Annotated in this window: 19 protein-coding genes; 10 read left to right on the plus strand and 9 right to left on the minus strand. The window is 71.9% G+C overall.

Annotation, left to right across the window (positions count from 1 at the left end):
- Nucleotides 1-25: 25 nt before the first annotated feature.
- Nucleotides 26-427, minus strand: coding sequence for an ATP-binding protein (locus EMA17_RS25355; RefSeq protein WP_126639430.1), 402 nt, complete (start codon nt 425-427; stop codon nt 26-28).
- A gap of 260 nt (nt 428-687) precedes the next feature.
- Here EMA17_RS25355 and EMA17_RS25360 point away from each other — a divergent pair, with 260 nt between their 5' ends.
- The 3 genes from EMA17_RS25360 to EMA17_RS25370 all read left to right on the plus strand — a co-directional run bounded on the left by EMA17_RS25360 (nt 688) and on the right by EMA17_RS25370 (nt 5,393).
- Nucleotides 688-1,557, plus strand: a complete 870-nt coding sequence (locus EMA17_RS25360; RefSeq protein WP_078979138.1) for a helix-turn-helix domain-containing protein — start codon at nt 688-690, stop codon at nt 1,555-1,557.
- Nucleotides 1,554-1,823 carry a DUF397 domain-containing protein gene (locus EMA17_RS25365; protein ID WP_246126885.1) on the plus strand — a complete coding sequence of 90 codons (270 nt, stop codon included), beginning with the start codon at nt 1,554-1,556 and terminating at the stop codon, nt 1,821-1,823. The genes EMA17_RS25360 and EMA17_RS25365 overlap by 4 nt, the downstream gene beginning before the upstream one ends.
- Before the next feature lie 276 nt (nt 1,824-2,099).
- Complete coding sequence (locus EMA17_RS25370; protein WP_218043021.1) at nt 2,100-5,393, plus strand: AfsR/SARP family transcriptional regulator; 3,294 nt, start codon at nt 2,100-2,102, stop codon at nt 5,391-5,393.
- Here EMA17_RS25370 and EMA17_RS25375 read toward each other — a convergent pair.
- Complete coding sequence (locus EMA17_RS25375) at nt 5,353-6,192, minus strand: ABC transporter permease (protein WP_126639432.1); 840 nt, start codon at nt 6,190-6,192, stop codon at nt 5,353-5,355. The two genes, EMA17_RS25370 and EMA17_RS25375, sit on opposite strands and share 41 nt — an antisense overlap.
- A gap of 97 nt (nt 6,193-6,289) precedes the next feature.
- Nucleotides 6,290-7,279, minus strand: a complete 990-nt coding sequence (locus EMA17_RS25380; RefSeq protein WP_126639433.1) for an ATP-binding cassette domain-containing protein — start codon at nt 7,277-7,279, stop codon at nt 6,290-6,292.
- Between the two features lie 503 nt (nt 7,280-7,782).
- Here EMA17_RS25380 and EMA17_RS25385 point away from each other — a divergent pair.
- Genes EMA17_RS25385 through EMA17_RS25415 form a run of 7 tightly spaced genes read left to right on the plus strand, consistent with a single transcriptional unit; the run spans nt 7,783 to nt 17,000 of the window.
- Nucleotides 7,783-9,093, plus strand: a complete 1,311-nt coding sequence (locus tag EMA17_RS25385) for a GlnX family signal transduction membrane protein (RefSeq protein ID WP_126639434.1) — start codon at nt 7,783-7,785, stop codon at nt 9,091-9,093.
- The gene (locus EMA17_RS25390; protein WP_126639435.1) at nt 9,090-10,103 is read left to right on the plus strand and encodes a glutamate ABC transporter substrate-binding protein; all 1,014 of its coding nucleotides are present in this window, start codon (nt 9,090-9,092) and stop codon (nt 10,101-10,103) included. Before EMA17_RS25385 ends, EMA17_RS25390 begins: the two co-directional genes overlap by 4 nt.
- A complete protein-coding gene (locus tag EMA17_RS25395) occupies nt 10,100-11,374 on the plus strand; it encodes a hypothetical protein (protein WP_126639436.1) in 1,275 nt (424 codons plus the stop codon). The genes EMA17_RS25390 and EMA17_RS25395 overlap by 4 nt, the downstream gene beginning before the upstream one ends.
- Nucleotides 11,371-13,656 carry a serine/threonine-protein kinase gene (locus EMA17_RS25400; RefSeq protein ID WP_126639437.1) on the plus strand — a complete coding sequence of 762 codons (2,286 nt, stop codon included), beginning with the start codon at nt 11,371-11,373 and terminating at the stop codon, nt 13,654-13,656. The genes EMA17_RS25395 and EMA17_RS25400 overlap by 4 nt, the downstream gene beginning before the upstream one ends.
- A gap of 5 nt (nt 13,657-13,661) precedes the next feature.
- A complete protein-coding gene (locus EMA17_RS25405) occupies nt 13,662-14,909 on the plus strand; it encodes a PP2C family protein-serine/threonine phosphatase (RefSeq protein WP_246126886.1) in 1,248 nt (415 codons plus the stop codon).
- Nucleotides 14,910-14,934: 25 nt separating this feature from the next.
- The gene (locus EMA17_RS25410) at nt 14,935-16,233 is read left to right on the plus strand and encodes a VWA domain-containing protein (RefSeq protein WP_126639438.1); all 1,299 of its coding nucleotides are present in this window, start codon (nt 14,935-14,937) and stop codon (nt 16,231-16,233) included.
- A gap of 56 nt (nt 16,234-16,289) precedes the next feature.
- Entirely contained in the window at nt 16,290-17,000 is a 711-nt protein-coding gene (locus EMA17_RS25415; protein WP_126639439.1) for an FHA domain-containing protein, read from the plus strand.
- A 48-nt stretch (nt 17,001-17,048) separates the two neighbouring features.
- Here EMA17_RS25415 and EMA17_RS25420 read toward each other — a convergent pair whose 3' ends face one another.
- From EMA17_RS25420 to EMA17_RS25445, 6 genes are all read right to left on the minus strand, one after another.
- The gene (locus tag EMA17_RS25420) at nt 17,049-17,756 is read right to left on the minus strand and encodes an ABC transporter ATP-binding protein (RefSeq protein ID WP_126639440.1); all 708 of its coding nucleotides are present in this window, start codon (nt 17,754-17,756) and stop codon (nt 17,049-17,051) included.
- 4 nt (nt 17,757-17,760) lie between these two features.
- A complete protein-coding gene (locus tag EMA17_RS54280; protein ID WP_126639618.1) occupies nt 17,761-19,686 on the minus strand; it encodes a branched-chain amino acid ABC transporter ATP-binding protein/permease in 1,926 nt (641 codons plus the stop codon).
- Complete coding sequence (locus tag EMA17_RS25430; RefSeq protein ID WP_126639441.1) at nt 19,683-20,558, minus strand: branched-chain amino acid ABC transporter permease; 876 nt, start codon at nt 20,556-20,558, stop codon at nt 19,683-19,685. The genes EMA17_RS54280 and EMA17_RS25430 overlap by 4 nt, the downstream gene beginning before the upstream one ends.
- A gap of 30 nt (nt 20,559-20,588) precedes the next feature.
- On the minus strand, nt 20,589-21,803 hold the full coding sequence (locus EMA17_RS25435) for an ABC transporter substrate-binding protein (RefSeq protein WP_126639442.1): 1,215 nt from the start codon (nt 21,801-21,803) through the stop codon (nt 20,589-20,591).
- A gap of 80 nt (nt 21,804-21,883) precedes the next feature.
- Complete coding sequence (locus EMA17_RS25440; RefSeq protein ID WP_126639443.1) at nt 21,884-22,309, minus strand: roadblock/LC7 domain-containing protein; 426 nt, start codon at nt 22,307-22,309, stop codon at nt 21,884-21,886.
- Nucleotides 22,306-24,915: a sensor histidine kinase gene (locus tag EMA17_RS25445; RefSeq protein ID WP_126639444.1), complete on the minus strand. Its 2,610-nt coding sequence runs from the start codon at nt 24,913-24,915 to the stop codon at nt 22,306-22,308. The genes EMA17_RS25440 and EMA17_RS25445 overlap by 4 nt, the downstream gene beginning before the upstream one ends.
- Between the last annotated feature and the right edge of the window lie 712 nt (nt 24,916-25,627).

Here is a 25,627-nt window from a genome sequence, read left to right on the forward strand (position 1 = left end):
GGCCGGTTCGCGGCCCGGATCCGCCCTACGGTGCGTCGGGCAGGGTGAACCACACCACCTTCCCCGGGGGGAGCCGGTCGGCGCCCCACGCGTGCGCCAGACCGTCGATCATCCGCAGCCCTCGGCCCGATTCCTCGTCCCAGTCGCCGACCCGGGCGATCGGCATGCGCGGCGACGAGTCGCGCACCTCCACCCGCAGCAGGTCGCCGTCGTGCAGCAGGGTGAGCGCGTGCCAGGCGCCGGGCCCGACGTGCACGAGCACGTTGGTCAGCAGTTCGGTCAGCAACACCTCTGCCACGTCGACCAATTCGGCCAGGCCCCAGTCGTGCAGGACCTTGCCGGTGGTCCGGCGGGCACGGCCCACCGCCGGTGCCGAGGCGGCCAGTTGGACGCAATAGTGACGGACGTCCTCCGCCATCACCGGCATGTCGACCTCCGGACGTGCGGCAGGGGGTCGCACGATCCGGAAACATGCACCCAGAGCGACCCGTGGACAACAGTAAGTCATGGCCGGTGTGGAGCGTGCCCGGTCGACAATGAGTGTGCAACTCCCACTCTTGGATGCACGGGAAGATTCCGGTAGTAACCACACTTCCGCGCCCAGTAGGGCACACTGTCCCCCGATCGGACGCGCCGACGTTCCGGTTCGGTGCGTCAACAGCGTGTACATGGAGGTGCGGCGTGGCCATGGCGCCCAATCCGACCGTTCGGCAGCGCAGGCTCGGGACCGAGCTGCGCCGGTTGCGCGAAGCGCGCGGCCTGAGCCTCGAGGACGTCGCCGTACGCCTGGAGTGCTCGGATTCCAAGGTCAGTCGGATCGAGTTGGGGCGCAGCGGAGTACGACCGGTGGACCTGCGGATCCTCCTCGACCTGTACGAGGTCGCGGACGAGCGGGAGCGGGATTCGCTGCTCACCCTGGCCCGCGAGGCCAAGAAGCGCGGCTGGTGGCACAGCTATTCGTCGATCCTGCCCAGCTCCTACGCCGAACTGCTCAGCCTGGAGGCCGAGTCGTCGGGCATGCGCGGATTCGAACTCTCGCTCATTCCGGGCCTGTTGCAGACGCCCGACTACGTGCGGGCGGTGATCGCGGCGGTCCGCGACGACATGCCGGCCGAACAGGTGGACATGCTGGTGCGGGTGCGTCAGGAGCGGCAGGCGGTGCTCGACCGGGTCGGCGCGCAGGGCGAGGCGACGTTTCGGCTCAGCGTGGTGATCTCCGAGTCGGTGCTGCGCACGGTGGTGGGCGGGCGGGAGACGATGCGGGCCCAGTTGGAGCACTTGATGGCCGCCGCGGCCCGGCCGCACGTGCGGTTGCAGATCCTTCCGTTCGCCGCCGGCGCACACCCCGCGATCGAGGGTTCATTCGCGATCATCGGATTCCCCGAACTTTCCGATCTGGATGTGGTCGTCCTCGACACGCATACGAGTAGCCTCTATCTCGAGGAGCCCGAACACGTCAGTGTCTATGAGCGGATGTTTGAGGACATCCGCGCGGCCGCACTGTCGTACGGTGAATCGTTGTCCATGATCGAGCTCACAGCAAAGGAATTGTCTTGAGCAACACAAAGCAGGGATCACATTTCCCGTCCGTTTCCCAAGATGCTGCGATCGATTCCCACTCCGGCGGGAAAGTCGCAGGTCACGAGGCTGCTGTCGGCCACGCCTGGCGGCGCAGCACCTACAGCGGGGCCACCAGCAATTGCGTCGAGACGGCCCCCGACACCGACGCCGTCCTGGTGCGCGACTCGAAAGTTGCCGCCGGTCCGGTGCTCGAACTGGAATCCGGTGCGTGGCAAACGTTTATCGGTCGTGTCGGCGCCTGAGTCGGCCCCGATCCGATACCGAACGGTTGATTTGTTCGGGGTGCTCACTCCCACGAGTGGGAATTAATCCCACGAAAGAGTGAATTCTCCAGATGATCGTCCCGGGTTCCCGTGCCCCGGGGCGCTCCCCAATGCGCAACTCTCCGTCGCCGACCCCCACCGCGCGCCGCGCGCCGCCGGCCGACACCCCCGGGCGACCCGTCGGGGTGGAAGAGTGGTGGGGTGTACATCTCGGTGCTTGGCCCGCTCCAGGCGTGGGACGACGACGGTCGATCCGTGACGATCGGCGGCGCGCGCCTGCGCGCGCTGCTGATCCGCCTGTCCCTCGACCCCGGCAGACCGGTCTCCGCCGACCGGTTGATCACGGCCGTGTGGGGTGAGGACCCCCCGTCCGGCGCGGGAAACGCGTTGCAGTCGCTGATCTCCCGACTGCGCCGGCAACTGCCCGTCGGGCTCGAATCGGGGCCGGCCGGCTATCGGCTCGACATCCGCCCCGACGACCTGGACGCGCACGTGTTCGCCGAGTCGGCGGTGCGCGGACGCCGGCAACTCGACGGGCGCGACCCCGCCGGCGCGGCCGAGACGCTCACGCGCGCGCTCGCGATGTGGCGCGGCCCGGCCCTGGTCGACGCCGCCGACGCGAGCTTCGCGTCGGGACCCGCGGCGCGGCTGACCGAGCAGCGGTTGGGCGCGATCGAGGACCGGGTCCAGGCGCAGCTGATCCTGGGCCGCAGCCAGGGGCTGGCCGCCGAATTGGAGCAGCTCACCCGCGAGCATCCGCTGCGTGAGCGGCTGTACGGCCTGCTGATCCGCACGCTGCACGAGGAGGGCCGCCGGGCGGACGCGCTGACGCTGTATCAGGACCTGCGCGAGCGGCTGGCGGACGAGTTGGGCATCGACCCCTCGCCCGACCTGGAGGCCGCCTACCTGGCCGTGCTGCGCGGCGGCGACTCGCGGCCCGCGCCGGTGCCCGCGCCCGTCGCCGCCTTCGCGTCGCCCGCGCCCGCCCCGCCGGCCGTCGCCCGCCCGGCCCCGGGCAATCTGCCCGCCCGGCTGACCACCTTCGTCGGCCGCGAGGACGAGGTGGACCGGGTCGACCGGCTCCTCGGCCAATCGCGCCTGGTCACCGTCGTCGGCCCCGGCGGCGCGGGCAAGACCCGACTGAGCACCGAGGCCGGCAGCCGGATCGCGACCCGCGGCGTGGGCGTGGACGGCGGCATCTGGTTCGTCGAACTCGCCCCCGTACTCGACCCGTTGGACGTACCGCAGGCCGTCCTCGGGGCGCTGGGCCGTCGCGAGGTGGGCCTGCTCGATCCGCATCTGGCCGGTGCGCGCGACCTGATCGACCGGATCGTCGACGCGTTCACCGGCCCGCCCAGCCTGCTGATCCTGGACAACTGCGAGCACCTGATCGCCGCCGCCGCGAGCTTCGCCGGTCGACTGCTCGCCCGCGCGCCGTCGCTGCGCATCCTCACCACCAGCCGCGAGCCGTTGGGCATCGACGGCGAGATGTTGTACCCGCTGGGCCCGCTGGCCCTGCCGCCGGTCGGTGTCGACGCCGCGGACGCGCTGGGCTACGCCTCGGTGCGGCTGTTCGCCGACCGGGCCCGCGCGGTGCGGCCGGGCCTGGCCGTCGACGCCGACACGATCGGCGCGGTCGGCGAGATCTGCCGCCGGCTCGACGGCCAGCCGCTGGCCATCGAACTGGCCGCCGCCCGCACCCGCTCGCTCACCCCCGCGCAGATCGCCCACCGCCTCGACGACCGCTTCCGGCTGCTCACCGGCGGCAGCCGTACCGCGCTGCCCCGCCACCAGACGCTGCGTGCGGTGGTCGAGTGGAGTTGGGACCTGCTGGAGGAGCGCGAACGCACCGCGCTGCGCCGGTTGTCGGTGTTCGCCGGCGGCACCACCCTGGAGGCCGCCGAGGCGGTGTTGCCCGGCGACGACTTCGACCCGGCCGACGTGCTCGACCTGCTCGCCGGACTGGTGGACAAGTCGCTGGTGGATGTGATGGGCAGCACCGAGACCCGCTACCGGCTCCTGGAGACCATCCAGGCGTACGCGAGCGAGAAATCGGCCGAGGCGGGCGAGGCCGAGGCGACCTCCGCGCGGCACGCGCGCTGGTTCATCGATTACGCCGAGGCCGCCGGCGCCCGGCTGCGCGGCCCGGAACAGATCGAGGCGATCGGCCGGATCACCGCCGAGCACGACAACCTCGCCCTCCTGCTGCGCTACGCCGTCGACCACGCCGACGCCGGGCTGGCCACCCGATTGGTCGACGCGCTCTCCTGGTACTGGGCGATGCGCGGCACCCACGCCGAGGCGTATTCCTGGGGCCACGAGGCGCTCGCCCTGCCCGGCCCCGTGCCGCAGGCCCGCCGGGCCACCGCGCTCGCCTTCCACGCGCTGCACTCGTTCTCCGCGGGAGAGCGGGGCACCGCGCTGCGCTCCTACGCCCGGGCCCGGCTGATCAGCCGTCGGCTCGACCCCGGCGAGGTGCCCGAACTGCCGGTGTTCATGGAGTTGTTGGCGTCCATCATCCGCACCGACCAGGCGGCTCTGCGGGCTGCGTTGCAGGACGCGGACGACATCGACGATCCGTGGGTCCAGGCCATGGCCCGGCTCATGCGCGGACACTTCGCGGTCAACCTGGGCAGCCCCAAGGAGGCGGTGACCTTCCTGACCGACGCCCGGGATCGGTTCGCGGCGATCGGAGACTGCTGGGGCCGGGCCTCGGCGATCTCGGGACTGGCCGAACTGTTGATGTACACGGCGGACTACGACGAGGCGCTGGCCGCCGTGGACGAGGCGCTGGGTCTGCTGGGCGCGCTCCAGGCCGAGGACGAGATCCCGCAACTGATGGTGCGGCGCGGGATGATCCACGCCCGGGCCGGCGACATCGCCCTCGCCCGGCAGGTGATGGAGGACATCTCGCGCCGCCCCGGCGCGCCCGGCACCTCGCTCACCACCGGTCTGGGCACCACCCTGGGCCTGGCCGAACTCGCGCGCTTCGTCGGCGACTTCGACGAGGCGGGACAGCGCTACGACCAGGTGCTCGCGGCGCTGCCGCCGACGCCGCGACTGCCGCAGTTGCCGCCGCAGTTCATCTGCAGCCTGTACGTCGGCCGGGCGCACGTGGCGTGTGCGCGCGGCGACGCGGCGGCGGCGCGCGCCGACCTGCGCACCGGGCTGCCGTTCGCGTTGGAGAGCCAGGACATGCCGGTCCTGGCGGGCTGTATCGAGGGATTCGCCGCACTGGCGCTGGTCTCCGGCGAGCCGGAGCAGGCCGCGACCCTGCTCGGCGGGGCACAGGTGGTGCGCGGCCATCCCGATCTGGGCGACGTCGACGCGGACCGGGTGGCCGGGCGCGTCCTGGAGCGGCTGAGCGTCGAGGAGTTCGACCGGGCCCGGGCGATCGGCACGGCGATGACCCGCGAGGAGGTGGTCGCCCTGCTCGCGGCCGACATGCCCGTCGCGCCGCCACCGCTGTGGGTGTCGGGCGACGGGTGGTCGACGCAGGAGCGGAGGGTCAGGCCCGACGGTTGTACTGACGCACCGTCAGCGGAATGAACACCAGCATCAGACCCAGCGCCCACAGCAGCGCCACCATCGCGTGGTGCGCCACCGGGCCCCCGGTCAACAGCCCGCGCGAGGCGTTGGTGACCGCGGTGACCGGGTTGACCTTCACCCACGCCTGCAACCAGCCCGGCATGGTCGAGGTCTTGGCGAACAGGTTCGAGCCGAAGGTCAGCGGAAACATCATCAGGAACGAGACGCCCTGCACGGTGCGCGGCTGCTTCATGCTCACCCCGAGCAGTGCCACGACCCAGCAGAACGCGAACGCGAAGATCAGGACCAGACCGACCGCGGCGGCCACCGCGAGCACATTGGTGTGGAACCGGAAACCGATGATGGTGCCGAACACGAACACCGACGTGATGGCGACCAGGAAGCGCAACACGTCGCCGAGCACGGTGCCCGCGAGCGGCGCGAGGCGCGATATCGGCAGGCTGCGGAAACGGTCGAACACGCCCGTGGACATGTCCGTGCACAGCCCGACACCGGTGCCCACCGACGCGAACACCACGGTCTGCACCATGATGCCGGGCAGCACGAACTGCAGATAGTCGTGCGTGCTGCCCTCGATCGCGCCGCCGAACAGGTACACGAACATCACGATGAACAGGATCGGCTGCAGCGTCAGGTCGATCAGCTGCTCGCTCTGCTTCTTCAGCTTTACCAGGCTGCGCCAGGTGAGGGTGAGCGTGTGCCGCACCACGGCGCTCGGGTCGTTGCGGTGTGCCGCGGGCTTGTGCGCGGGGGGTGGGGTGGCGCTCGGGTCGGCCGGGCGGACGGTGGTCGTGGTCATCGGGAGGCTCCAGGGATGAGGGCCAGGTGGGAGACGATCGTGAGGAGCAGGGCGAGCATCGGCATCACACGTGTGCCGTAACGGTCCGGAAGTCGGTTCACGCGGCCTTCCTCTTCGGGTCCGCGCCGTCGTCCCGCTCGGCCGATTCCTGGCTGCGGTGCCCGGTGATGGTCAGGAACACCTCGTCCAGACTGGGCAGTTGCAGGGTGAACTCGTTGACCCGGATGCCCGCCTCGTCGAGCCGACGGACCACCACCGGCAGCACGTCCTCGTCGCTCACCGCGACGGTGGCCTGACCGCGCTCGTCTTCCACGAACGGCTCCCGGCCGGCGATCTCGCGCAACAGCTCGACCACGTCGGGCAGTCGGGTCGGGTCGACCGGCCGCACCTCCAGGCTCCGGCCGCCGATCTGCGCCTTGAGCTCGTCGGAGGTGCCGTTCGCGATCACCCGGCCGTGGTCGATCACCACGATGTCGTTCGCCAGATGATCGGCCTCGTCCAGATACTGCGTGGTCAGCAACACGGTCACGCCCTCGTCGCGGACCAGGTCGCGGATCATCTGCCACACGTCGCCGCGGCTGCGCGGGTCCAGGCCGGTGGTCGGCTCGTCCAGGTAGAGGAAGGACGGGCGTCCGACCAGCGAGGCGGCCAGGTCGAGGCGCCGCCGCATACCACCCGAGTACGTGTCGGGGCTGCGCCCGCCCGCCTCGGTCAGGTCGAACCGGGCGAGCAGTTCGCGGGCCCGCGCCTTGGCCTCGGCACGGGGCAGGTCGAGCAGTCGGCCGAGCAGCAGCAGGTTCTCGAACCCGGTCATCTCCTCGTCCACCGACGCGTACTGGCCGGTCAGACCGATCAGCCGGCGCACGTCCTGCGCCTGGCGCACCGTGTCGAACCCGCCGACCCGGGCGATCCCCGCGTCCGGCTTGATCAACGTGGCCAGCGCCCGCACCATCGTGGTCTTGCCCGCGCCGTTGGGGCCGAGCAGGCCCAGCACGGTGCCCGCCTCGGACCGCAGATCGATCCCGGCCAACGCGGTGGTGTCGCCGTACCGCTTGACCAAGCCCTCGGTCTCGATCGCGTATGTCATGGGTTGCTCCCCGTGGGTGTCCGTCACATTCGTCCGGCGGGCGCTCGTCGACCGATCGACGCGGCTCGCCTCGTATGGAACCCAGCGTCGCCCGGGGCGCCGGCATCACACGCACACGCCGCCGGCATCGCCGGCAGCGGGCTGATCCACCGGCCCGCCGCCCGGCCGATCGCAACCGGCGTCGCGGTCACGTGGGTCGCCGGCAGCGGTAGGGTCCTGGCCCTGAGGGTCTTGTGGGGAGAACGAGGGAAGACCATCGGGAGCCGTGACACGCTCGCGATAACTTCTGGGTGACGGCGTTCACCGGGCACCTCGGCGGTCGATGTTCGGCGTTCGACGAAGACCAGCAGGGTGTGTCGGGTCGACCGGCAGGGGGCACACGCGACAGTGGGGGAGGCAAGGCGTTGGCGGCAGCCGTTCCGATTTCGCAAGCACCGGGTCCGGGGACGCCCGCACGGGCGGCGGGCCGTTCTCCCCGTGCGTTCCGACCCCGTCGGATATCCGTGGGCCGGCTGATTCGCGTCGGCAACACCACTCCGGGGCTGATGCTCGTCACGGGCGTGGCCCTGGTCCTGATCAGCCTGCTCGCCGGACTGTTCGCGGTCCTGGCGGTGGACCGGCGCGCCGACGCGGCCAAGGCGGTGGCCACCGGCAGCGAACCGCTCGGGGTCAAGACCCAGGACATCTACCGGGCCCTCGCCGACGCCGACGCGACCGCGGCGGCCGGCCTGCTCGAAGGCGGCGTCGAGTCGGCGGACGTGCGCGAGCGCTACCAGCAGGCGATCGAGACCGCCTCACGCAAGCTGATCGAGGCCACCGCCGCGGGCGCCTCCGGCGAGGTGGCCGACAAACTCGCGGTCATCGGCGTGCAGTTGCCCGAATACGCGCGCCTGGTCGAGCGGGCCCGGGCGGAGACCCGGCAGGGCAACACCGTCGGTGCCGCCTACCTGCGCTCGGCCTCCAAGAACGTGATGCGGGCCAAGATCCTGCCCGCCGCCACGGCCCTGCACGACATCGCCGAAAAGCGTCTCGCGGGCGACCACCGCGACGCGACGTCGACCCCGTGGGCCCCGCTGTCACTGCTCCTGGTCGCCCTCGCGGCCTGCGCCGGCGCCCTGTGGTTCTTCGCCCGGCGCACCCACCGCCGGATCAACATCGGCCTGCTGATCGCGGGCCTGGCCACCCTGGTGTCGATCGGCTGGTTGTGGGCGGCCACCGGCACCTCGCGCGACCACCTCGACCGCAGCCGCAGCGACGGCTGGGGACCGGTCGAGACGCTGGCCCAGGCCCGCTTCCTGACCCTGCAGGCGCACGGCGACGAGAGCCTGACCCTGGTCATGCGCGGCAGCGACAACGGCCAGTACGAGGCCGACTTCAACGAGGTGTGGGGCAGGCTCGTCGGCGTCGACGCGCGCGACGGCCGACCCGCGGTCACCGGCATGCTGGCCACGGCCGAGCGGGTCACCCGCTCCGACGCCGGCACGCTCGCCAAGGTCAAGGCCGCGCGAGCCGCCGCCGCCGACTGGAAGAAGGCCCACGAAGAGGTCATCACGCTCTACGGCAACGGCCAGTTCGAACAGGCCGTCGCCAAGGTGACCAAGGCCGACGGCGCGTCGCGCGCGGCCTTCACCCGGATCGACGAGGCGCTGGCCGCCGCGGTCACCGAGGACCAGGGCGACTTCGCCCGCTCGGTCCGCCGGGGCCGCGACGCGCTCGGCGGCCTCGGCGTCGGCATGGGAGTGTCGGCCCTGATCGCCGCCGCCGCGACCGTGGACGGCGTCCGTCGCGAGGTCGGGAGGTACAACCGGCCATGAGCACCCGCATCGCCCTGCCCGCACTGGTGTGCGCCCTCGCGCTGACCGTCGCCGGATGCGGCGCCGGGTCGGCCGAGCGCGCCCTCGGCCGCCCGGCCGCGCCCCCCGCCGGCGCGCCGCGCGCACCCGCCGAGGCCGTCCCGGGACCGGACACCTCGTGCCCGAACGTGCTGGCCAGCCTGCGCCCCGGCGGCTCGCTGCCCGCCCCCACCGCGCTCCCCGCCGGCAGCACCATGGACACCCTGCGCCGGCGCGGCTTCCTGATCGCCGGCATCGACCAGAGCAGCTTCCCGTTCGGCTTCGTCGACCCCAGGAGCAACACGCTGCGGGGCTTCGACATCGACCTGCTGCGCGAGGTGGCCAAGGCGATCTTCGGCGACGCCGGGCCCAACCGCGTCCAGTTCCGGGTGGTGCGCAACGAGGACCGCACGGTGGCGATCGCGCGCGGCGACGTCGACATCGTCGCGGAGACCATGACGATCAACTGCGAACGTCGGCAGAGCGTCGAGTTCTCCTCGGTCTACTTCCGGGCCGGCCAGCGGCTGCTGGTGCAACGCGACGGCACCGCGGACCGCGCCGACTACTCGGGCGGACTGGCCGCCCTGCCGCGCGGCATGCGGGTGTGCTCGGTGCCCGGCTCCACCTCGATCGGCCTGTTGCGCCGACAGGCCCCGCAGGTGAGCGTGATCGAGGGCGACACCTGGGCGGGCTGCCTGGTCCTGCTCCAGCAGGGTCAGGCCGACGCGGTCACCACCGACGACACGATCCTGGCCGGACTCCAGGCGCAGGACCACGTCTTCACCGTCGTGGTCGGCGACAAACTCACCTTCGAGCCGTACGGCATGGCGATCGCCAAGAACCGCGGCGACTTCGTGCGATTCGTCAACGCGGTGCTCGAACAACTGCGCCGCAACGGGCGATGGGGCGAGCTGTACCGGGAGTATCTGGGCACCTCGCTCGGGGCCGACACGCCCGCGCCGCCCGAGGCCGAATACCGGGACGCCACGTGAACCGAGCCCCCCGCGTGCTCGGTCGCGACGAGATCGACGAGTCGATCGTGCGTCACGAACGCGAGTACGACGGCATCACCGCCGGCCTGATGGAGCTGGAGAGCCACCCGGGCCGGCAACTGCTCGAAGGCGGCACGCTGACCGGACGCACCGCCGAGCGCTGGGAGGTCGGCCGCCGGGCGATCGCGCTGCTGTGGGGACACCGCGAGGCGTACGGCGCGGTCCTCGACCGGGCCCGGACGCTGCGCGGACGGCGCGGCAAGCCGCAACGGCCGGAGCTGGAGGAGCTGTCCTTCCTGCTGCTCGGACAATCCGCCGAACTCGCCGCGCGCGACGTGCCGATCGGGCAGCGCGGCCTGCTCGACCCGGCCATGCACGTACACCGGATGAGCCTGGGCGAACTGGTCGCCGACATGGCGCCGGCCTGGAGCGAGGCGACCGCGGTCGTGGAGGCCGCGGACGCGGTCTGGACCCGCCTGGTGCCCACCCTGGACCGGGTCGACGCGGGCATCGCCGCCGCCGAGGCCGGGATCGCCGAACTCGGCGGTCCCGACACGATGCCGGAGCAGACCGCCGCCCTGGACGGGGTTCGCCGTCGGCTGGAGACGGCCCGTACCCTGGTGGCGAGCGACCCGCTGGCGCTGACCGCCGGCGACGACCGGCGCATCGGCGGCGTGGACGTCGCCGCCCTGGAGGCGGAACTGCGCCGAGTCGCCGACGAGGTGCGGCACCTGACCATCGTCCGGGCCCGCTTCGAGGAGCGGCTCCGGCGACTCGCGGGCGTGCTGGAGGAGTTGGACTACCAGGAGGGCGACACGATCCGGCGGCGGGCGCACGTGTTGACCCGGATCAGCGACAAGCGGGTGCCGGAGGTACCACTGCGCGCCGCCACCCTGCGCGAACGGTCGACCACCGTGTCCGGGCTCGGCACCCGGGGCGACTGGGTGCGCGTCTCGCGCGAGCTGAGCGCCCTGGAGAACGACGCGCAGGGCGCCCGGGAGCGACTGGCCGCCACGCGCGCACACATCGACGCGCCGCTGGCCCGGCGGGACGAACTGCGCGGCCTCGTGCAGTCCTACCGGGCGATGGCCGCGCGCGGCGGGCTCGGCGAGGAGGCCGTGCTCGAGTCGCTGTACGACCACGCCAAGGAGTTGTTGTGGCGAGCACCGTGTGAACTCGACGTGGCGGTACGGGTGGTGACCCGCTATCAGGAGGCGGTCATCGCCGCACAACGCAAGGATCGTCCGGACGACAAGGGGGACCAGAGATGATCAAGTGCAATCGCCCGCCTTGCCCGGGCGAGATCGACGACGGCTTCTGCAACGCGTGCGGCAACGAGCCGCTGCCGACCGGCGCGCCGGTGCCCGACCCGAAGACCGGGCGGTCCGGGGTCTCCGGGACGGCGGGCACGTCGGGCACGGCCGGCACCGCCGGTTCGTCCTCCTCGCGCAGCGCCTCCGGGCGCAGTTCGCGACGCGGCAGCACCGGGACCAGTCGGCGACTGGGCGGCGGTCTGGTCGAGATGCCGAACGTGCCGCGCCGCAACCCCGAGAGCGCGCTGGCCCGCAATCCGGTCATCCCGGAGGAGAAGCGCTTCTGCCGCAAGTGCGAACAGCCCGTCGGGCGCGGACGCGGCGGGCGGCCCGGGGTGGCCAACGGCTTCTGCCCGCGCGACCGCACGCCGTTCTCCTTCGCGCCCAAGCTCCAGCGCGACGACATGGTCGGCCAGTACCGGATCATCGGCTGTCTCGCCCGCGGCGGCTTCGGCTGGGTCTACCTCGCCCAGGACACCGCCGCGCACAACATGTGGGTCGTCCTCAAGGGCCTGCTCGGCAGCGACGACCCCGACTCGCGCGCCGCGGCCCTGGCCGAACAGCGCATCCTCACCCAGATCCAGCACGCCAACATCGTGCACATCCAGACCGTCGTCCAGCACCCCGACCCGCTCACCGGCCAGGACGAGACCTACCTGGTGATGGAGTACGTCGGCGGTCTGTCGCTGATGGACCGGCTCAAGCAGATGCGCGAGGTCGACGCCAAGGCGGTGCTCCCGGTCGAGCAGGTGCTGGCCTACGCGATCGACATCCTCCCCGCGTTCGGCTACCTGCACCAACAGAACCTGGTCTACTGCGACTTCAAGCCGGACAACGTGATCCAGACCGAGGACCAGCTCAAGCTGATCGACCTCGGCGCGGTGACCGACCTGGCCCGGCCGGGCAAGTTCACGTACGGCACGGTCGGCTACCAGGCACCCGAGATCGAGACCGTGCGGGCCGAACCGTCGGTGGAGTCCGACCTGTTCACCATCGGTCGCACGATGGCGGTGCTCAGCTTCTACTTCGCCGGCTACACCCGCAAGTACAAGGCCTCCCTGCCGCCCGCCGGCGACGTGCCGTTGTTCACCGAATTCGAGTCCTACCACCGCCTGTTGCTGCGGGCCACGCACCCCGAACCGGAGCAGCGCTTCGCCTCCGCGGCGGACATGGCCGAGCAGTGCGTCGCGGTGCTGCGCGAGGTGGTCGCGATGCGCTCCGGCGAGCCGCGCCCGGGCGTGTCCGGTCTGTTCGGGCCGGAGACGCGGGTGGTGCACGCCGAGGTGGCCGCGCGCAACACCGAACCCGGCCTGCTCGCGCCCGCGCCCGACCCCGCGGTGATCGCGGGCGCGCTGCCGGTGCCCCGGGTCGACCCCCTCGACCCGGCGGCCAACCTGCTGGCCACGGTCGCCACCACCGACCCCGACGAACTGCTCTCCGCGCTCACCGCCGCGGGCATCTCCTCGGCCGAGGGCACGCTGCGCCTGGTCCGGATGTGCATCGAACAGGGCGACGTGGTGCGGGCCCGGGCGTTCCTGGCCGACATCGACGCCGACGACTGGCGACTGCCCTGGTTCGAGGGGCTGGCGGCGCTGTCCCAGCACGATCTCCCGCGCGCCCACGAGTTCTTCGACGGGGTGCGGGGCGCGCTGCCCGGTGAGCCCGCGCCGCGTATCGCGCTGGGTGCCTGCCGCGAACTGATGGGCCGTCACCAGGAAGCCGCCGCCGAGTATCGCGGCGTCTGGTCGACCGACCACGCGTACGTCTCGGCCGCCTTCGGCCTGGCCCGCTGCCTGCTGGCCACCGGCGACCGGGCGGGCGCGGTGCGCATCCTGGAGAGCGTGCCGGACACCTCGGCCAACCATGTCGCGGCGCAGACCGCGGCGTTGCGTACCCGGATCAGCGGCCGGGCCGCGGCCGAGCCGCTCGGGGCGGATCTGACCACCGCGTCCGATCGACTCGCCGCGCTGCGGCTGGAGGGCGAGGCGCACGACCGGCTCGCCGTGGAGTTGCTGGAGACGGCCCTGGAGTGGGTGAAGGCGGGAGCGAACGGGGGAAATTCGGGCGCCGGGGGCGCGAATGGAACCGCGAAGGTGCTCGGCAGCGAGTTGAAGGAAAAGCCTCTGCGGTTCGCCCTGGAAAAGTGTTACCGCGATCTGGCCCGGCACGTGACGACGCATGCGGAGCGCATCGCGCTCGTCGACCGGGCGAACGAAGTGCGACCGTGGACGTGGGTGTGATCAGAGTGGCTGGATATGGACGACTGGACGCGACCGGGCTCGGGGGCGCCCCGAACGGGGGCGAGGCCGCCCCGCCGCCCGAGCCGCCCGTGACGGCCGTCCCCGACGGGTGCCCGTCCTGCGGTCTGGCCGGCGACGCCGACGACCGCTACTGCGAGTCGTGCGGCTACGACCTGGACATCCCCGCGACCCCGGTGGCCGAACGGCCGCCGCCGCGGCGGGTACCCACGCCCAGCGGACACGGACCGGTTTGCTCCGCCTGTGGCACCGCGACCATCGGCTCGGACGGCTGGTGCGAGGCGTGCGGGCGGCCGTTCAACCCGCGCGACCACGTGGAGAGCGACCTGAGCGGCCTGGTCGCGATGGTGAGCAACCGGGGCCTGCGCCACCGGCGCAACGAGGACTCCGCGGCGCTGCGCGTATTCGAGATGCCCGACGGCAGCAAACGGGTGGTGGCGGTGGTCTGCGACGGGGTGTCCTCCTCGCCGCGGCCCGACGAGGCGTCGGCGACCGCGGCCACGACCGCGTGCGCGACGATGGCGGCGACCCTGATCGAAGGATGCGCGCCGGCCAAGGCCACCAGTGCCGGGGTGGCCGCCGCCGCGAGCGCGGTGGCCCGGATGCCCGGCATCGAGGACCAGGGCAACGCGCCCGCGTGCACCCTGGTCTCGGCGATCATGACGCCCGGCGAGATCACCGTGGGCTGGGTGGGCGACAGCCGCGCCTACTGGCTGGCCGACCCGGACAGTGGGGCCGACGACCCGGCGGACGGCGACGACACGCTGCCCGGCGCGAGCACGCTGCCACGCGGGGCGGGCGGCGAGCCGGACGGATCCGACGACGAGCAGGGCCGGCGTACCCCTTCCGCGCTGCTGACCGAGGACGACTCGTGGGCGACCCGGATGATCGCGCTCGGCGCGATGACCGAGGCCGAGGCGTACGCGGATCGGCGCGCGCACGCGATCGTGTCCTGGCTCGGCGCCGACGCCGGCGAGGTGCGGCCCCGGGTGACCAGCGTGCGCCCGACCGGGCCCGGGGTGTTGCTGCTGTGCAGTGACGGGTTGTGGAACTACCTCTCGGTGGCGCCGACGCTGGCCGCGATGGTGCTCCCGGACGCGCTGGAACAGCCGTTGGCCGCGGCCCGGTTGCTCACCGGATTCGCCCTGGACCAGGGCGGCGCGGACAACATCACCGTCGCACTCATCCCCTACCTCCCGCCCGGGGACGCGGCGCGCGACCCCCACCACGACTGACCCGAGACGCGAAGGAGTCGGATTCATGTCAGGCGCCCCCGAATTCACCATCGAGATCAACCAGAACGCCTACCTGCCGATGGGTGGACACGAGGTCCACGCCGTGGCGCACATCAAGGCTTCCGGGTTGCCGACGGGCATGGCCTCGGCCAGGCGCGGCGCAGAGGTGATCATGGTGGACACCTCGGGCTCGATGGACTTCCCCTCCAGCAAGCTCAAGGCGGCCAAGCAGGCCACCAAGGCGGCGATCGACACGCTCCGCGACGGCACGCTGTTCGCGGTGGTGTCCGGGACCGGCATGGCGTCGATGGTCTACCCGTTCGACGAGGTGCTGGTGCCGGCCGACGACCGCAGCCGCAAGGAGGCCAAGCGCGAGGTGGACAAGCTCCGCGCGCGCGGCGGCACCGCCATGGGGCAGTGGTTGCTGATGGCGCGTCGGCTGCTCGAACCGCACCGCGACGCGATCCGGCACGCGATCCTGCTCACCGACGGCAAGAACGAGAGCGAGCGCGAGCAGGACCTGGCCGAGGCGATCGCCTACTGCGAGGGCGTGTTCGTCTGCGACTGCCGCGGCATCGGCCTGGACTGGCGGGTGGACGAGGTGCGCAAGATCTCCAACGCGCTGCTCGGCGACATCGGCCTGGTGAGCGAACCGGCGGACCTGGTCGCGGACTTCACCAAGATGATGGAGAACGCGATGGGCAAGGCCGTGGCCGACGTGGCCCTGCGCGTGCGCACGATCAACAACGCGCGGGTGAAGTACGTCAAGCAGACCTACCCGGTGATCGACGACCTGACCGCCCGGCGCAGCGAGGTCGGACCGAACGCCGGCGACTACCCGACCGGTTCGTGGGGCGGCGAGAGCAAGCACTACCACATCTGTCTCGAGGTCGAGCCGGACGAGGTCAACCCGGGTGGCAAGCGCCGGCCGTGCCAGGTCTCGGTGGTCCTGCCGGACGGCTCGGGCGGGCTGGAACTGGCCAAGGCCGGCATCTTCGCGCAGTGGACCGACGACGAGGAACTGTCCACCCGGATCAACCAGGAAGTCGCCAAGGTCACCGGCCGGGAGAAACTGGCCAATGCGGTCCAGGAAGGCTTGGAGGCGCGTACGCGGGGGGACGAGACCACCGCGACCGCACGCCTGGTCCAGGCCCTCGAACTGGCCGACGAGGCGGGCGACGAGCACACCGCGAAGCTGCTCCGCCGGGTCGTCGAGGTCGAGGCCGACGGCACCAGTCGGCTGCGCAACGACGAGGAGGGCATGATGATCATCGACGTCGAGTCGCACAAGACCGCCCGCGTCGGACCGCCCACCCGGGACTGAGCTTGGCCGCTCCGCAAGCGTCGGGTCGGGTAGGGGAACAGGAAGGAGGTCCGCTCATGCACATCTGTCCGGTCGGCCATCAGTCCACCGCCGCGGACTACTGCGACGAGTGCGGGCGCACCATGACCGTCGCGGCGGATCCGCAGCAGCACGGCGGCGGCGACTGGGGCCCGGAGCAGCCGCCCGCGGGCACGCTGATCTGTCGGATCTGTGCCACCGAGTACACGCCCGACGACCAGTTCTGTGAGGGCTGCGGGCACGAGAACCCCTCGACGACGATCGTCGACGAGGGCGTCGCGAACGTGACGCCCACGGACCCGGAGGACGAGTCCGGGCGGCGGGAGACGAAGGTCTCGACCGCGACCCGCACCCTGTGGACCGTGCGGGTCGTGCCCGATCACGACTACTTCCTGCGGGTGCTCGAATGGGACGGCCCGGACGCGCACAACATGCACTTCCCGCATGAACAGGAGTCGTGGACGCAGGAGTTGACCGGCGAATCGATGCGGATCGGCCGGCGCAACGCCAGCACCAGCTCCGCTCCGCCCGAGATCCCGATCACCGACCCGGGCGTCTCGCGTCGGCATGCGATGTTGTTGCGCTGCGGGGACGGGACATGGGAGGTGATGGATCTCGGGTCCGCCAACGGGACCACCATCAACTCCGGTTACGACCGGGTCCGCCGCGACCCGGTGCACCTGAAGGACGGCGACCGGGTGCACGTGGGGGCCTGGACCACGCTGGAGATCCGACGCGTGGACCTGTGAGGCCGCCGGGGCGCCGGTCGGGGTGAATCCCGACCGGCGCGACGTGGTTCAGCCCACGTGGGCCACACCCGGCGCCAGCGCGGCGAGGATCGGCTCCGGGTCGGCCTCCGCCTCGGCCGCGGTCATCCGTGCGGTGACCCGGCCCGTGGACAGCACGGTCAGCCGGTCCGCGATGCCCTGCACGAAGCCCAGTTGCGGCGCCGCGATCAGGATCGTCAGGCCCTCGCCGGCGAGGGTGGTGATCAGTTGCCGGATCTGCTCGGCGATCACGGGGGACAGGCCCTCCGTCGGCTCGTCGAGCAGGACCAGCCGCGGACCGCCGAGCAGCGCTCGGGCGATCGCCAGCATCTGCTGTTCCCCGCCGGAGAGTTGCGAGCCGCGGTTGCCGGCCCGCTCGCCCAGACGGGGCAGCAGTTCCAATATCCGCGCGGGCGTCCACGCGGCGTGCTTGCGGTGGGCCAGGCGCAGATGCTCGGCCACGGTCAGGCTCGCGAACACCCGCCGGCCCTGCGGCACCAGGCCGATGCCGGCGTGCGAGACCCGGTGCGCCGGGCGCCCGGTGAGGTCGACGCCGGCCAGTTCGACCCGCCCGCCCGAGGGCTTGAGCAGGCCCGCGACGGTATGGATCAGGGTGGACTTGCCCGCCCCGTTGGCGCCGAGGAGCGCGTGTACGGTGCCCTCGGGCACGCTCAGGTCGACCCCGTGCAGCACCGAGCCGCCCTGGTAACCCGCCGTCAGTTCGCCGATCTCCAGCACGATGTCAGCCCACTTCCTGGTGCTCGGGCTCGGACGCGCCCAGATAGGTGTCGCGCACCGCCCGGTCCTCGGCGATCTCGTCCGGAGTGCCGGTGGCGAGCAGTTGCCCCGAGGCCAACACCGTGACGGTGTCGGTGACCTCGCGCACCAGCGCGAAGTTGTGCTCGACCAGGACCATGGTCACCTCGGCGGGCAGCGCCTTGAGCACGTCGGCCAGCAACTCGATGTCGGTGTCGGTCAGACCCGCGGCCGGCTCGTCCAGGAGCAGCAGCTTCGGATGCCCCGCCAGCGCCATCGCGATGTCCAGCAACCGACGGGACCCGTGCGAGAGTTCGCCCGCGATCTCGTCGGCGCGCGCGGTCAGGCCGACCGTCTCCAGGTGGATCGCCGCCTCGCCCGCGAGGGAGCGGTAGCGGCTCGGGCGCCACGCGATGCCGCCCCGTCGGGCGTGCCGCCAGGCGGCCAGCGTCACGTTGTCCAGCACCGACAACGAGGGCACCACCGCGGGCTGTTGGAACGCGCGCGCGATGCCCAGGCGGGAGCGCCGGGCCGGGGCCAGGTCGGTGACGTCGCGACCGTCGAAGACGATGCTGCCCGAGGTGACCGGGTTCGCGCCCGCGATCATCGCCAGCACGGTCGACTTGCCCGCGCCGTTGGGACCGAGCAGCGCGTGCCGGGCGCCGCGACGCACGGTCAGATCGAGGCCGTCCACCGCGGCCAGCGCGCCGTAGCGCCGGGTCAGACCGGTGATGGTGAGCAACGCGTCGGGGTCGGGGGCGACTTCGGCGCGCGCGCCGGCCTCGTCCGAGGCCCGCTTGGCGAGGTCGGGCCCGTCCGCCGCCGCCGGCTCGCTCGCCGTCGTCTCGTCCGCTTCCGGCTCGTCCGTGTCCGCCGTGGACTTCCCGGCCGGTCGGATCACCTTGGCCAGACTTCGCCACGCCGCGCGCGGTCCGCCCGCGACCACCCCGGCCAGCCCGCCCGGCAGCGTGTACACCGCGATCAGGAACAGCAGGCCGAGCAGCAGCGGCCCGTGCCCCGGCCACGGACCGGACAGCCAGTCCCGGGTGAACACGATCAGCGCCGCGCCGATCATCGCGCCCACCAGCGACGCGCCGCCGCCGATGACCACCGCGAGCAGGACCAGCGAGGAGGTGTCGAAGCCGATGTGCGCGGGGGAGATGTAGCGCTGGATCGAGATCAACAGGGCGCCCGCGACACCCGCGATGGCGCCGACCCCGATGTAGGTGACGGTGAGATAGCCGGTCACCGGGTGGCCCGTCGCACGCATCCGGGTCTCGTTCTCGCGCGCGCCGTCGAGCAGCAGCCCGGCGGGCGAGCGCAGCACGAGCGCGGTGAGGGCGATCACCACGAGGGTGGTGAGCAGTACGTACCAGTAGGTGTCCACGTCGTCGACGAGGTCGCCCATGCCCCAGAACGGCTCGATCGGCGGGATGCCGGACTTGCCGTCGGTACCGCCGGTGACCGACTTCCACTTCTCGGCGGCGGTGCGCACCAGTTCGCCGACGGCCAGCGTGATCATCAGGACCGTGACACCGCGCGTGCGGACCACGATCGGTGCGGTGAGCGCGTTGAACAGGGCGCCCGCCGCGGCCGCCACCAGGGTGTGTACGACGCCGATCCGCATGCCGTGGTCGGCCAGGATCGCCGCCGTGTAGCCGCCGACCGCGTACGGCGCGACCTGGCCGAGCGAGGGCAGCCCGGCGCCGCCGCCGAGCACCGCGACGCTGACCGCGAGCAGGCCCAGGGACAACGCCTGGGACAGCAGGATGATGGTGAACAGGTCGACCATGTACGGCGCCGCGATCAGCCACACGATCGCCGCGACGGCGAGGATCCGACCCGCCAGGATCCCGCGCGGCGAGTGCAGCGCGGTACGCGCGCGCAGGGCCGCCGTTGCAAGGGTGGTCATACTCGGCTCCCCGTCGGGCCGAAGCGCGCGGTCCGCGCGATCAGCATCACGGCCATCGTGGCGTACATCAGATACGGCGCGAAGTCGGGCATCAGCGTGACCCCGAGGGTCTGCACCTCGCCGACCAGGATCGCGGCGAGCAGCGCGCCGCCGACCGAGCCGAGGCCGCCGATCACCACGACCAGCAGGGACTGCAGGAGCACGGTGTTGGCCACCGACGTGGACGGGCCGATGATCGGCGCGCCCAGACCGCCCGCGAGACCGGCCAGCGCGCCGGCCGCGATCAGTACGCCCGAGCGCACCCGGGCGGGCGAGATGCCGCCGGCCGCGAGCATCTCGGGGTCGTCCACGGAGGCGCGCACGGCCGCGCCGATCCGGGTGCGGGCCAGCACGTACCAGCCGACCACGCCGAGGGCGATGGCGACCCCGATGAACGCCAGCCGGTAGCCCGGGTAGTTGTGGCCCAGGATCGATACCGGCTTCTCCAGCGCGCTCGGCACCGAGACCTGCGGGTCGTCCTTGCCGAACACGGTCATCAGCAGGTCGCCCCCGACCAGGGCGACACCGAAGGTCAACATGGCCTGCGCCATGTGTCCTCTGCCGGCGATCGGCGCGGTCATCACCGCGAGTACCCCGCCGCCGGCCGCGCCCGCCGCGATTCCCGCGAGCACCGCGAGAGCCAGGCCCGGCCAGGAGCCGTCGGCGACCTCGGTGGCGGTGTAGGCGGCGAACGCGTAGAGCGTGCCGTGCGCGAGGTTGAGGACCCCGCCCGAACCGAAGGCCAGAGTCAGGCCCGCGGCCACGACGAACAGCAGCAGCCCGTAGGCGACTCCGTCCAGGGCCGGGATGAAATTGTCGTCGAACCAGCCCACGGCACGCTTCCTTTCGCTCCCGATCCGCCGTCAGCCCAGGGTGCCGAGTTCGCGGACCATCACGTTGCTCAGCGCGGTGCCGTCCTGCTTGACCTCACGCAGGTACCACTTCTGCACCGGGGCGTGCGACTTGGTGTTGAACTCCCAGGGCCCGCGCGGGCTGTCCACCTTGCCGGTGTTGGCGATCTGGGCGTTGACCGTCTCCGGGGTGACCTTGTCGCCGGCGGCGGCGATCGCCTTGTCCAGCACGGCGGCCGCGTCGTACATCGTGGCCGACATCATCGTCGGCAGCGCGTTGTACTTGGCCTGGTAGGCCGAGACGAACGAGCGGTTGGCCGGGATGTCCAGCGTGGGCGTGTAGTTGAGCGAGGTGAACACGCCCTTGGCCGCGTCGCCCTCGGCGCCGAGCACCGCGCCCTCGGTCAGGAAGCCCGCCGCGTACAGCGGGATGTCCTTGATGTCGGACTGCTTGTACTGCTTGACGAAGTTCACCGCGGCGGTGCCCGCGTAGAACGTGTAGACCGCCTTGGCGCCCGAGTTCTTGATCTCGTTGAAGTACGGCTGGAAGTTGTTGGTGGCCGGGAACGGCGTCCACTTGGTCTTGCCGTCCGGGTTGGCCAGCTTGCCGCCGAGCTTGTCGAACGTCTCGGTGAAGCCGCGGAGCTGGTCGTATCCACCCTGGTAGTCCGGGCCGATCGCGTAGACCGGACCCTGCACGGCCTCCTTGATGTACGGCGCCGCCGCCACACCCGGCTCCTCGGAGAGGTAGCTGGTGTGCCAGACGTAGTCCTGCCGCTTGATCTCGCCCGGGCGACCGACGGCGCCGATCATCGGCACCTTGTTGTCGTTGACCAGGTCCACGTTGGCGGCCACCGTCGCGGCGTTGGACAGACCCACCACCGCGGTGACCTTGTCCTGCTTGATCAGCTTGGTGACCGAGGGCACCGAGGTCTGCGGACCGTCGCCCTCGTCGGTGATCACGAGTTCGACCTTGTGCCCGCCCAGCTTGCCGCCGTGCTGGTCCAGGTAGGTCTGGAAGCCGTTCTGCAGGTCCGGGCCGAGCGCCGCGTACACACCGGTGAGCGGGATCGTCAGGCCGATCTTGAGCGTGCCCGAGGACGAGCCGCCCTTCTTGTCGTCGGCCGCACTGCCGCTGCACGCGGCGGTGAACGCGAGCGCGCCGGCGAGCAGTCCCGCGGCGGATACGCGGAACGAGCGACGGGATATGGGACTTGCCGGGGTCATGACGTGCTCCAGGGTTCGGACGGGTACAGCGGTCGATCGATGGGATGGGTCGCGTCGGGAGGGACGCGGGGATGCGTCGGTCAGCTCAGCGCGCCGCGCTGCACGTGCAGGAAGCGCTCCCGTGCCGCGGGGGTCAGGGCCGGGCCGACCTGGTTGATCAGCTCGGCCATCTCGAACGAGACCTGACCGATGTCGCACTCGCGCGAGGCCAGCACGAGCAGCGACGCACCGTCGCTGACCTGCATCGAGAACATGAACGCGCCGTTCATCTCGGTCAGGTTGCTGGCCACCGGGTCGGTGCCGAACAGCCGTGCGGCCCCGGCCAGCAGGCTGACCAGGCCGGACGCGACCGCGCCGAGCTGGTCGGCGCGGTCCTGCGGCAGCGAGCTGGTGTTGGCCACCACGAGGCCGTCCGCGGAGACCGCGACGGCGTGCAGCACATCGGGCACCCGCGTGGCGAAATCGTTGAGCAGCCAGCTGAGATCGGCTGCGGTGGGGTGGGTCACGATCTCTCCTTGGGATCCGGTTCGCCGCCGTCGGGACGGGGCGAGGGGGCGCGTCGGGCCCGGCTGTGCCCGATGCCCTGGGCGAAGGCGGACATCGCCGCGGACACCTGGCGGGCGTCTCGGCGGTCCGGCGTCGTCGGGTTCGCCCGGGCGGGTGCCCCGGCCGAGCCGACCAGCGGCGCGGCGGGTGCGGGGGGCGTGCCGGGGTGCACGGTCGGGGTGTCCCGGCGTACCCGCAGCGGCAGGCCCTTGTTGGTGGTGCGGCCGGACTCCGAGGGCTCCGGGGTCGAACGCGGGGGCAGGGGTTCGGCCCCACGGCCGGCGGACCGATCCGGCGTCGCCGGGGTCCCCGGGAGTGCCGGGTTCGCCGGGCCGGCCGGCGTGCCCGGGTTCGCCGGTGCCGCCGGGTTCGCCGGCGTGCGTGTCGGCGGGGCGAGTGTCGGCGGGGTGGGCGCCGCCGGAGCGGGCGGCCGGGAGCCGGTGAAGCGCAGGCCCGACGGCGCGGGCTCCTGCGGTCCCGGGGCGCTCGCGTCGCTGACCGGTTGCGGCTTGACCGGCGTGAACACGTTCTGCACCGGCTCGAACGGACCGGGGTCGGGGTGACCGCCGGCCCGTACGCCGCTGTCGATCGCGCGCGTGGGAGTCGGCTTCGGCAGCGCCGGCGCCTCGTTCTTCGGCGCGCCCGCGCGGTGCCGGCCGGGGCGATCGCGGAAGACCACGATCGTCTCGGGCAGACCCACCTCGGCGACGGTGCCGCCCTGGGGTCCGGGTGTCAGGGTGATGGTGATGCCGTAGCGCGAGGCGAGGTGCCCGGCCACGGTCAGACCCATCGTGCGCACCGCGTGCACGTCCAACTGGGCCGGCGAGGACAGGCGTTCGTTGAACGCGGCCAGTCGCTCGGGGGTGATGCCCACACCGCTGTCGGTCACGGTCAGCACCGCGCCGTCGCCGCGCCGGTTCGCCTGGAGCACCACCCAGGTCTCCGGGCGGCTGAACTTGGTCGCGTTGTCCATGAGTTCGGCGAGCAGGTGCGCGACGTCGTCGCGGGCCCGACCGGCGATCAGGATGCGCGGGTCCACCGCGCCGGGGTCGACCCGGGTGAACCGTTCGATTCGGCCGACCGCCGCGCGCGCCACGTCCAGGAGCAGGGCGTCCTCGCGCACGCGCGCGGTGCCCTCGCCGCCGAGCACGAGCAGACTGGTGTTGTTGCGGCCCATGCGCTGGACCAGGTGGTCCAGCGAGTACAGCCGCTTGAGCCGGTCCGGGTCGTGCTCGTGTGCCTCGGCCTCGTCCAGGACCTTGACCAGACCGTCGGTCAGACGCTGGTTGCGGCGGGCGAGGGCGACCAGCACGGTCGCGATACCGGCGCGCAGGACCGCCTGTTCGGCGGCGATCTTCACGGCGGAGGTGAACATGGTGTTGAACGCCGAGCTGACCTCGGCGATCTCGTCCTTGCCGCGCACCTCGATCGGGGTGCCGGCGCGTTCGGCCATCTCCTCGGCGGTCGCGCCGTCGAGGGAACGACCCTGTTGGAGCTTGGCGACCGCTTCCGGCAGACCGGTGTAGGCCACGTCGTGCGCGGTGTCGCGCAGGCGTACCAGCTCACGGGTCATCGGCCGGCCGAGGCGGAGCACGAGCAGCACGGCGGCGATCAGCGCGAGCAGCACCGCGCCGCCCTGGCCGATCGCCCACCAGCGGCGGGAGTCGCGCTCGTCGGTGACCGAGGACAGCACCGAGGCGTCGACCTTGCGCTCCACGTCGCTCATCTTGGCGATGCGGATGTCGGTTGCCCTGGACCAATCGTCCTGGGTGATGGTGAGGGCGCCGTCCGTGCGGACCCGGGAGACGTTGTCCTCGAGGCGGTGCACGTTCTGGATGTCGGTCCCGGTCTGGGCCTGTTCCAGCCAGGGGATCCAGTCCGAGTCGGCGAGCGACTCGAACGACGACTCGCTCTCGTCGTAGCCGGTGCGGGTGGCCAGGATGTCCTGCTGTTGGGCCGGCGAGACCGACTTGGCGGCCAACGCACGCAGCACCGCGCTCTGTTGCTGGCCGAGCCACTCGGTGGCGTGGGACAGTGCCGCCGCCGCGCGCAGTCGGTCCGAGTTGTCGGGGCCCGCGCCGCCGGCCTGGGCCACGCTGTCGCGGTAGTCGAGCGTGGCGGCGATCAGGATGCGGTAGCGGAAGGCGACGGCGGTCAGCGAGGTGCCCTTGGGCGCCTGGACCTGTTCGCGCAGCGCGGTCAGGTCGGTCAGACCCGCGTCCAGCCTGCGCAACCGTTCCTTCGTGTTGCCGGGGATCGAGCCGAGGTCCTTGCGCAGCTTGCGGTAGCGCGCGGCGCTCTCGTCCGTTGCGGCGGTGCGCTGGTGGTACGCCGCCAGCGCGCCGGGGTCGGGCCACAACACTGCGGTGGCCGCGGCGCGTTCGCTCTGCAGCCGGTGCGCGAGTTCGCCCGCCTCGGCGGACACCTTGGTCAGCGAGCGCAGGCGATTCGCGTCCAGGGCTTCGCCGGTCGTGGTGGACACGGCGAGGCCCGCCGAACCCACCATCACGGTGAGCGGCACGGCGACGAGCAGGACGAGTTTGCGAGTGATGTTCAGTTTGTCCACCACCCGATCGGTGCCGAGAGGAGGGAGGGGGCGGGGGATGCGGAGTCAATTATTCCGCTTGTCAAGTACGTCATTTTCCCGATGATTCGCACTTTCCGGTCTTGCCTTTTCGGTGACGCGGATCGCGTCCTATTCCGTGCACGACGGGCAGAGCCTAGCGGCATTCGCACGTGTGCTCGCAGTGGCCGGTGGGTAATGCGCTCGTCGCCCCGCATACGGTGCCGAATGTTGACACGCGTAAGTTAACTATGCGAAGGAGAACGGATTGTGCCGCATGGCAATACAGGTCACGATATCAAGCGATTTGGGGTCGGGCGTCGGCTGTCACGGGTCTATATCCGGATTTCTGCACCCGGGCGAGGGTGCCCGTTTGCCAACCATTCGTTGGGATTTACCGGATCGTTGTGCTCCGTTTATCCGGAGACCGCGTGGGCGTGGCGCGGCGGGGGTGGCCGGGGGCCGCCCGGGTGGATTCGGCCGGGGGGCGGGGGGTCGGGAGAGTCACATGTCGGGTGGGCGCGTGGGACGGTCCTCGGGCGGACCGGGGGTGCGCGCGGGCCGTGATCCCCCGACGTCGCGGACCGGTCCCGCCCTCGCGCGCACCGGCCGCGCGTCGACTGTTCGACGGCCATTAGTCGACCTGTGCCTACATCGATCAAGTGCCGTGGCGGCCTGTCGCGTTGCGCCGCCGCGCTGCCGCAGGCATGCCGGT

The sequence above is a fragment of the Embleya hyalina genome (assembly GCF_003967355.1).
Lineage (GTDB): Bacteria > Actinomycetota > Actinomycetes > Streptomycetales > Streptomycetaceae > Embleya > Embleya hyalina.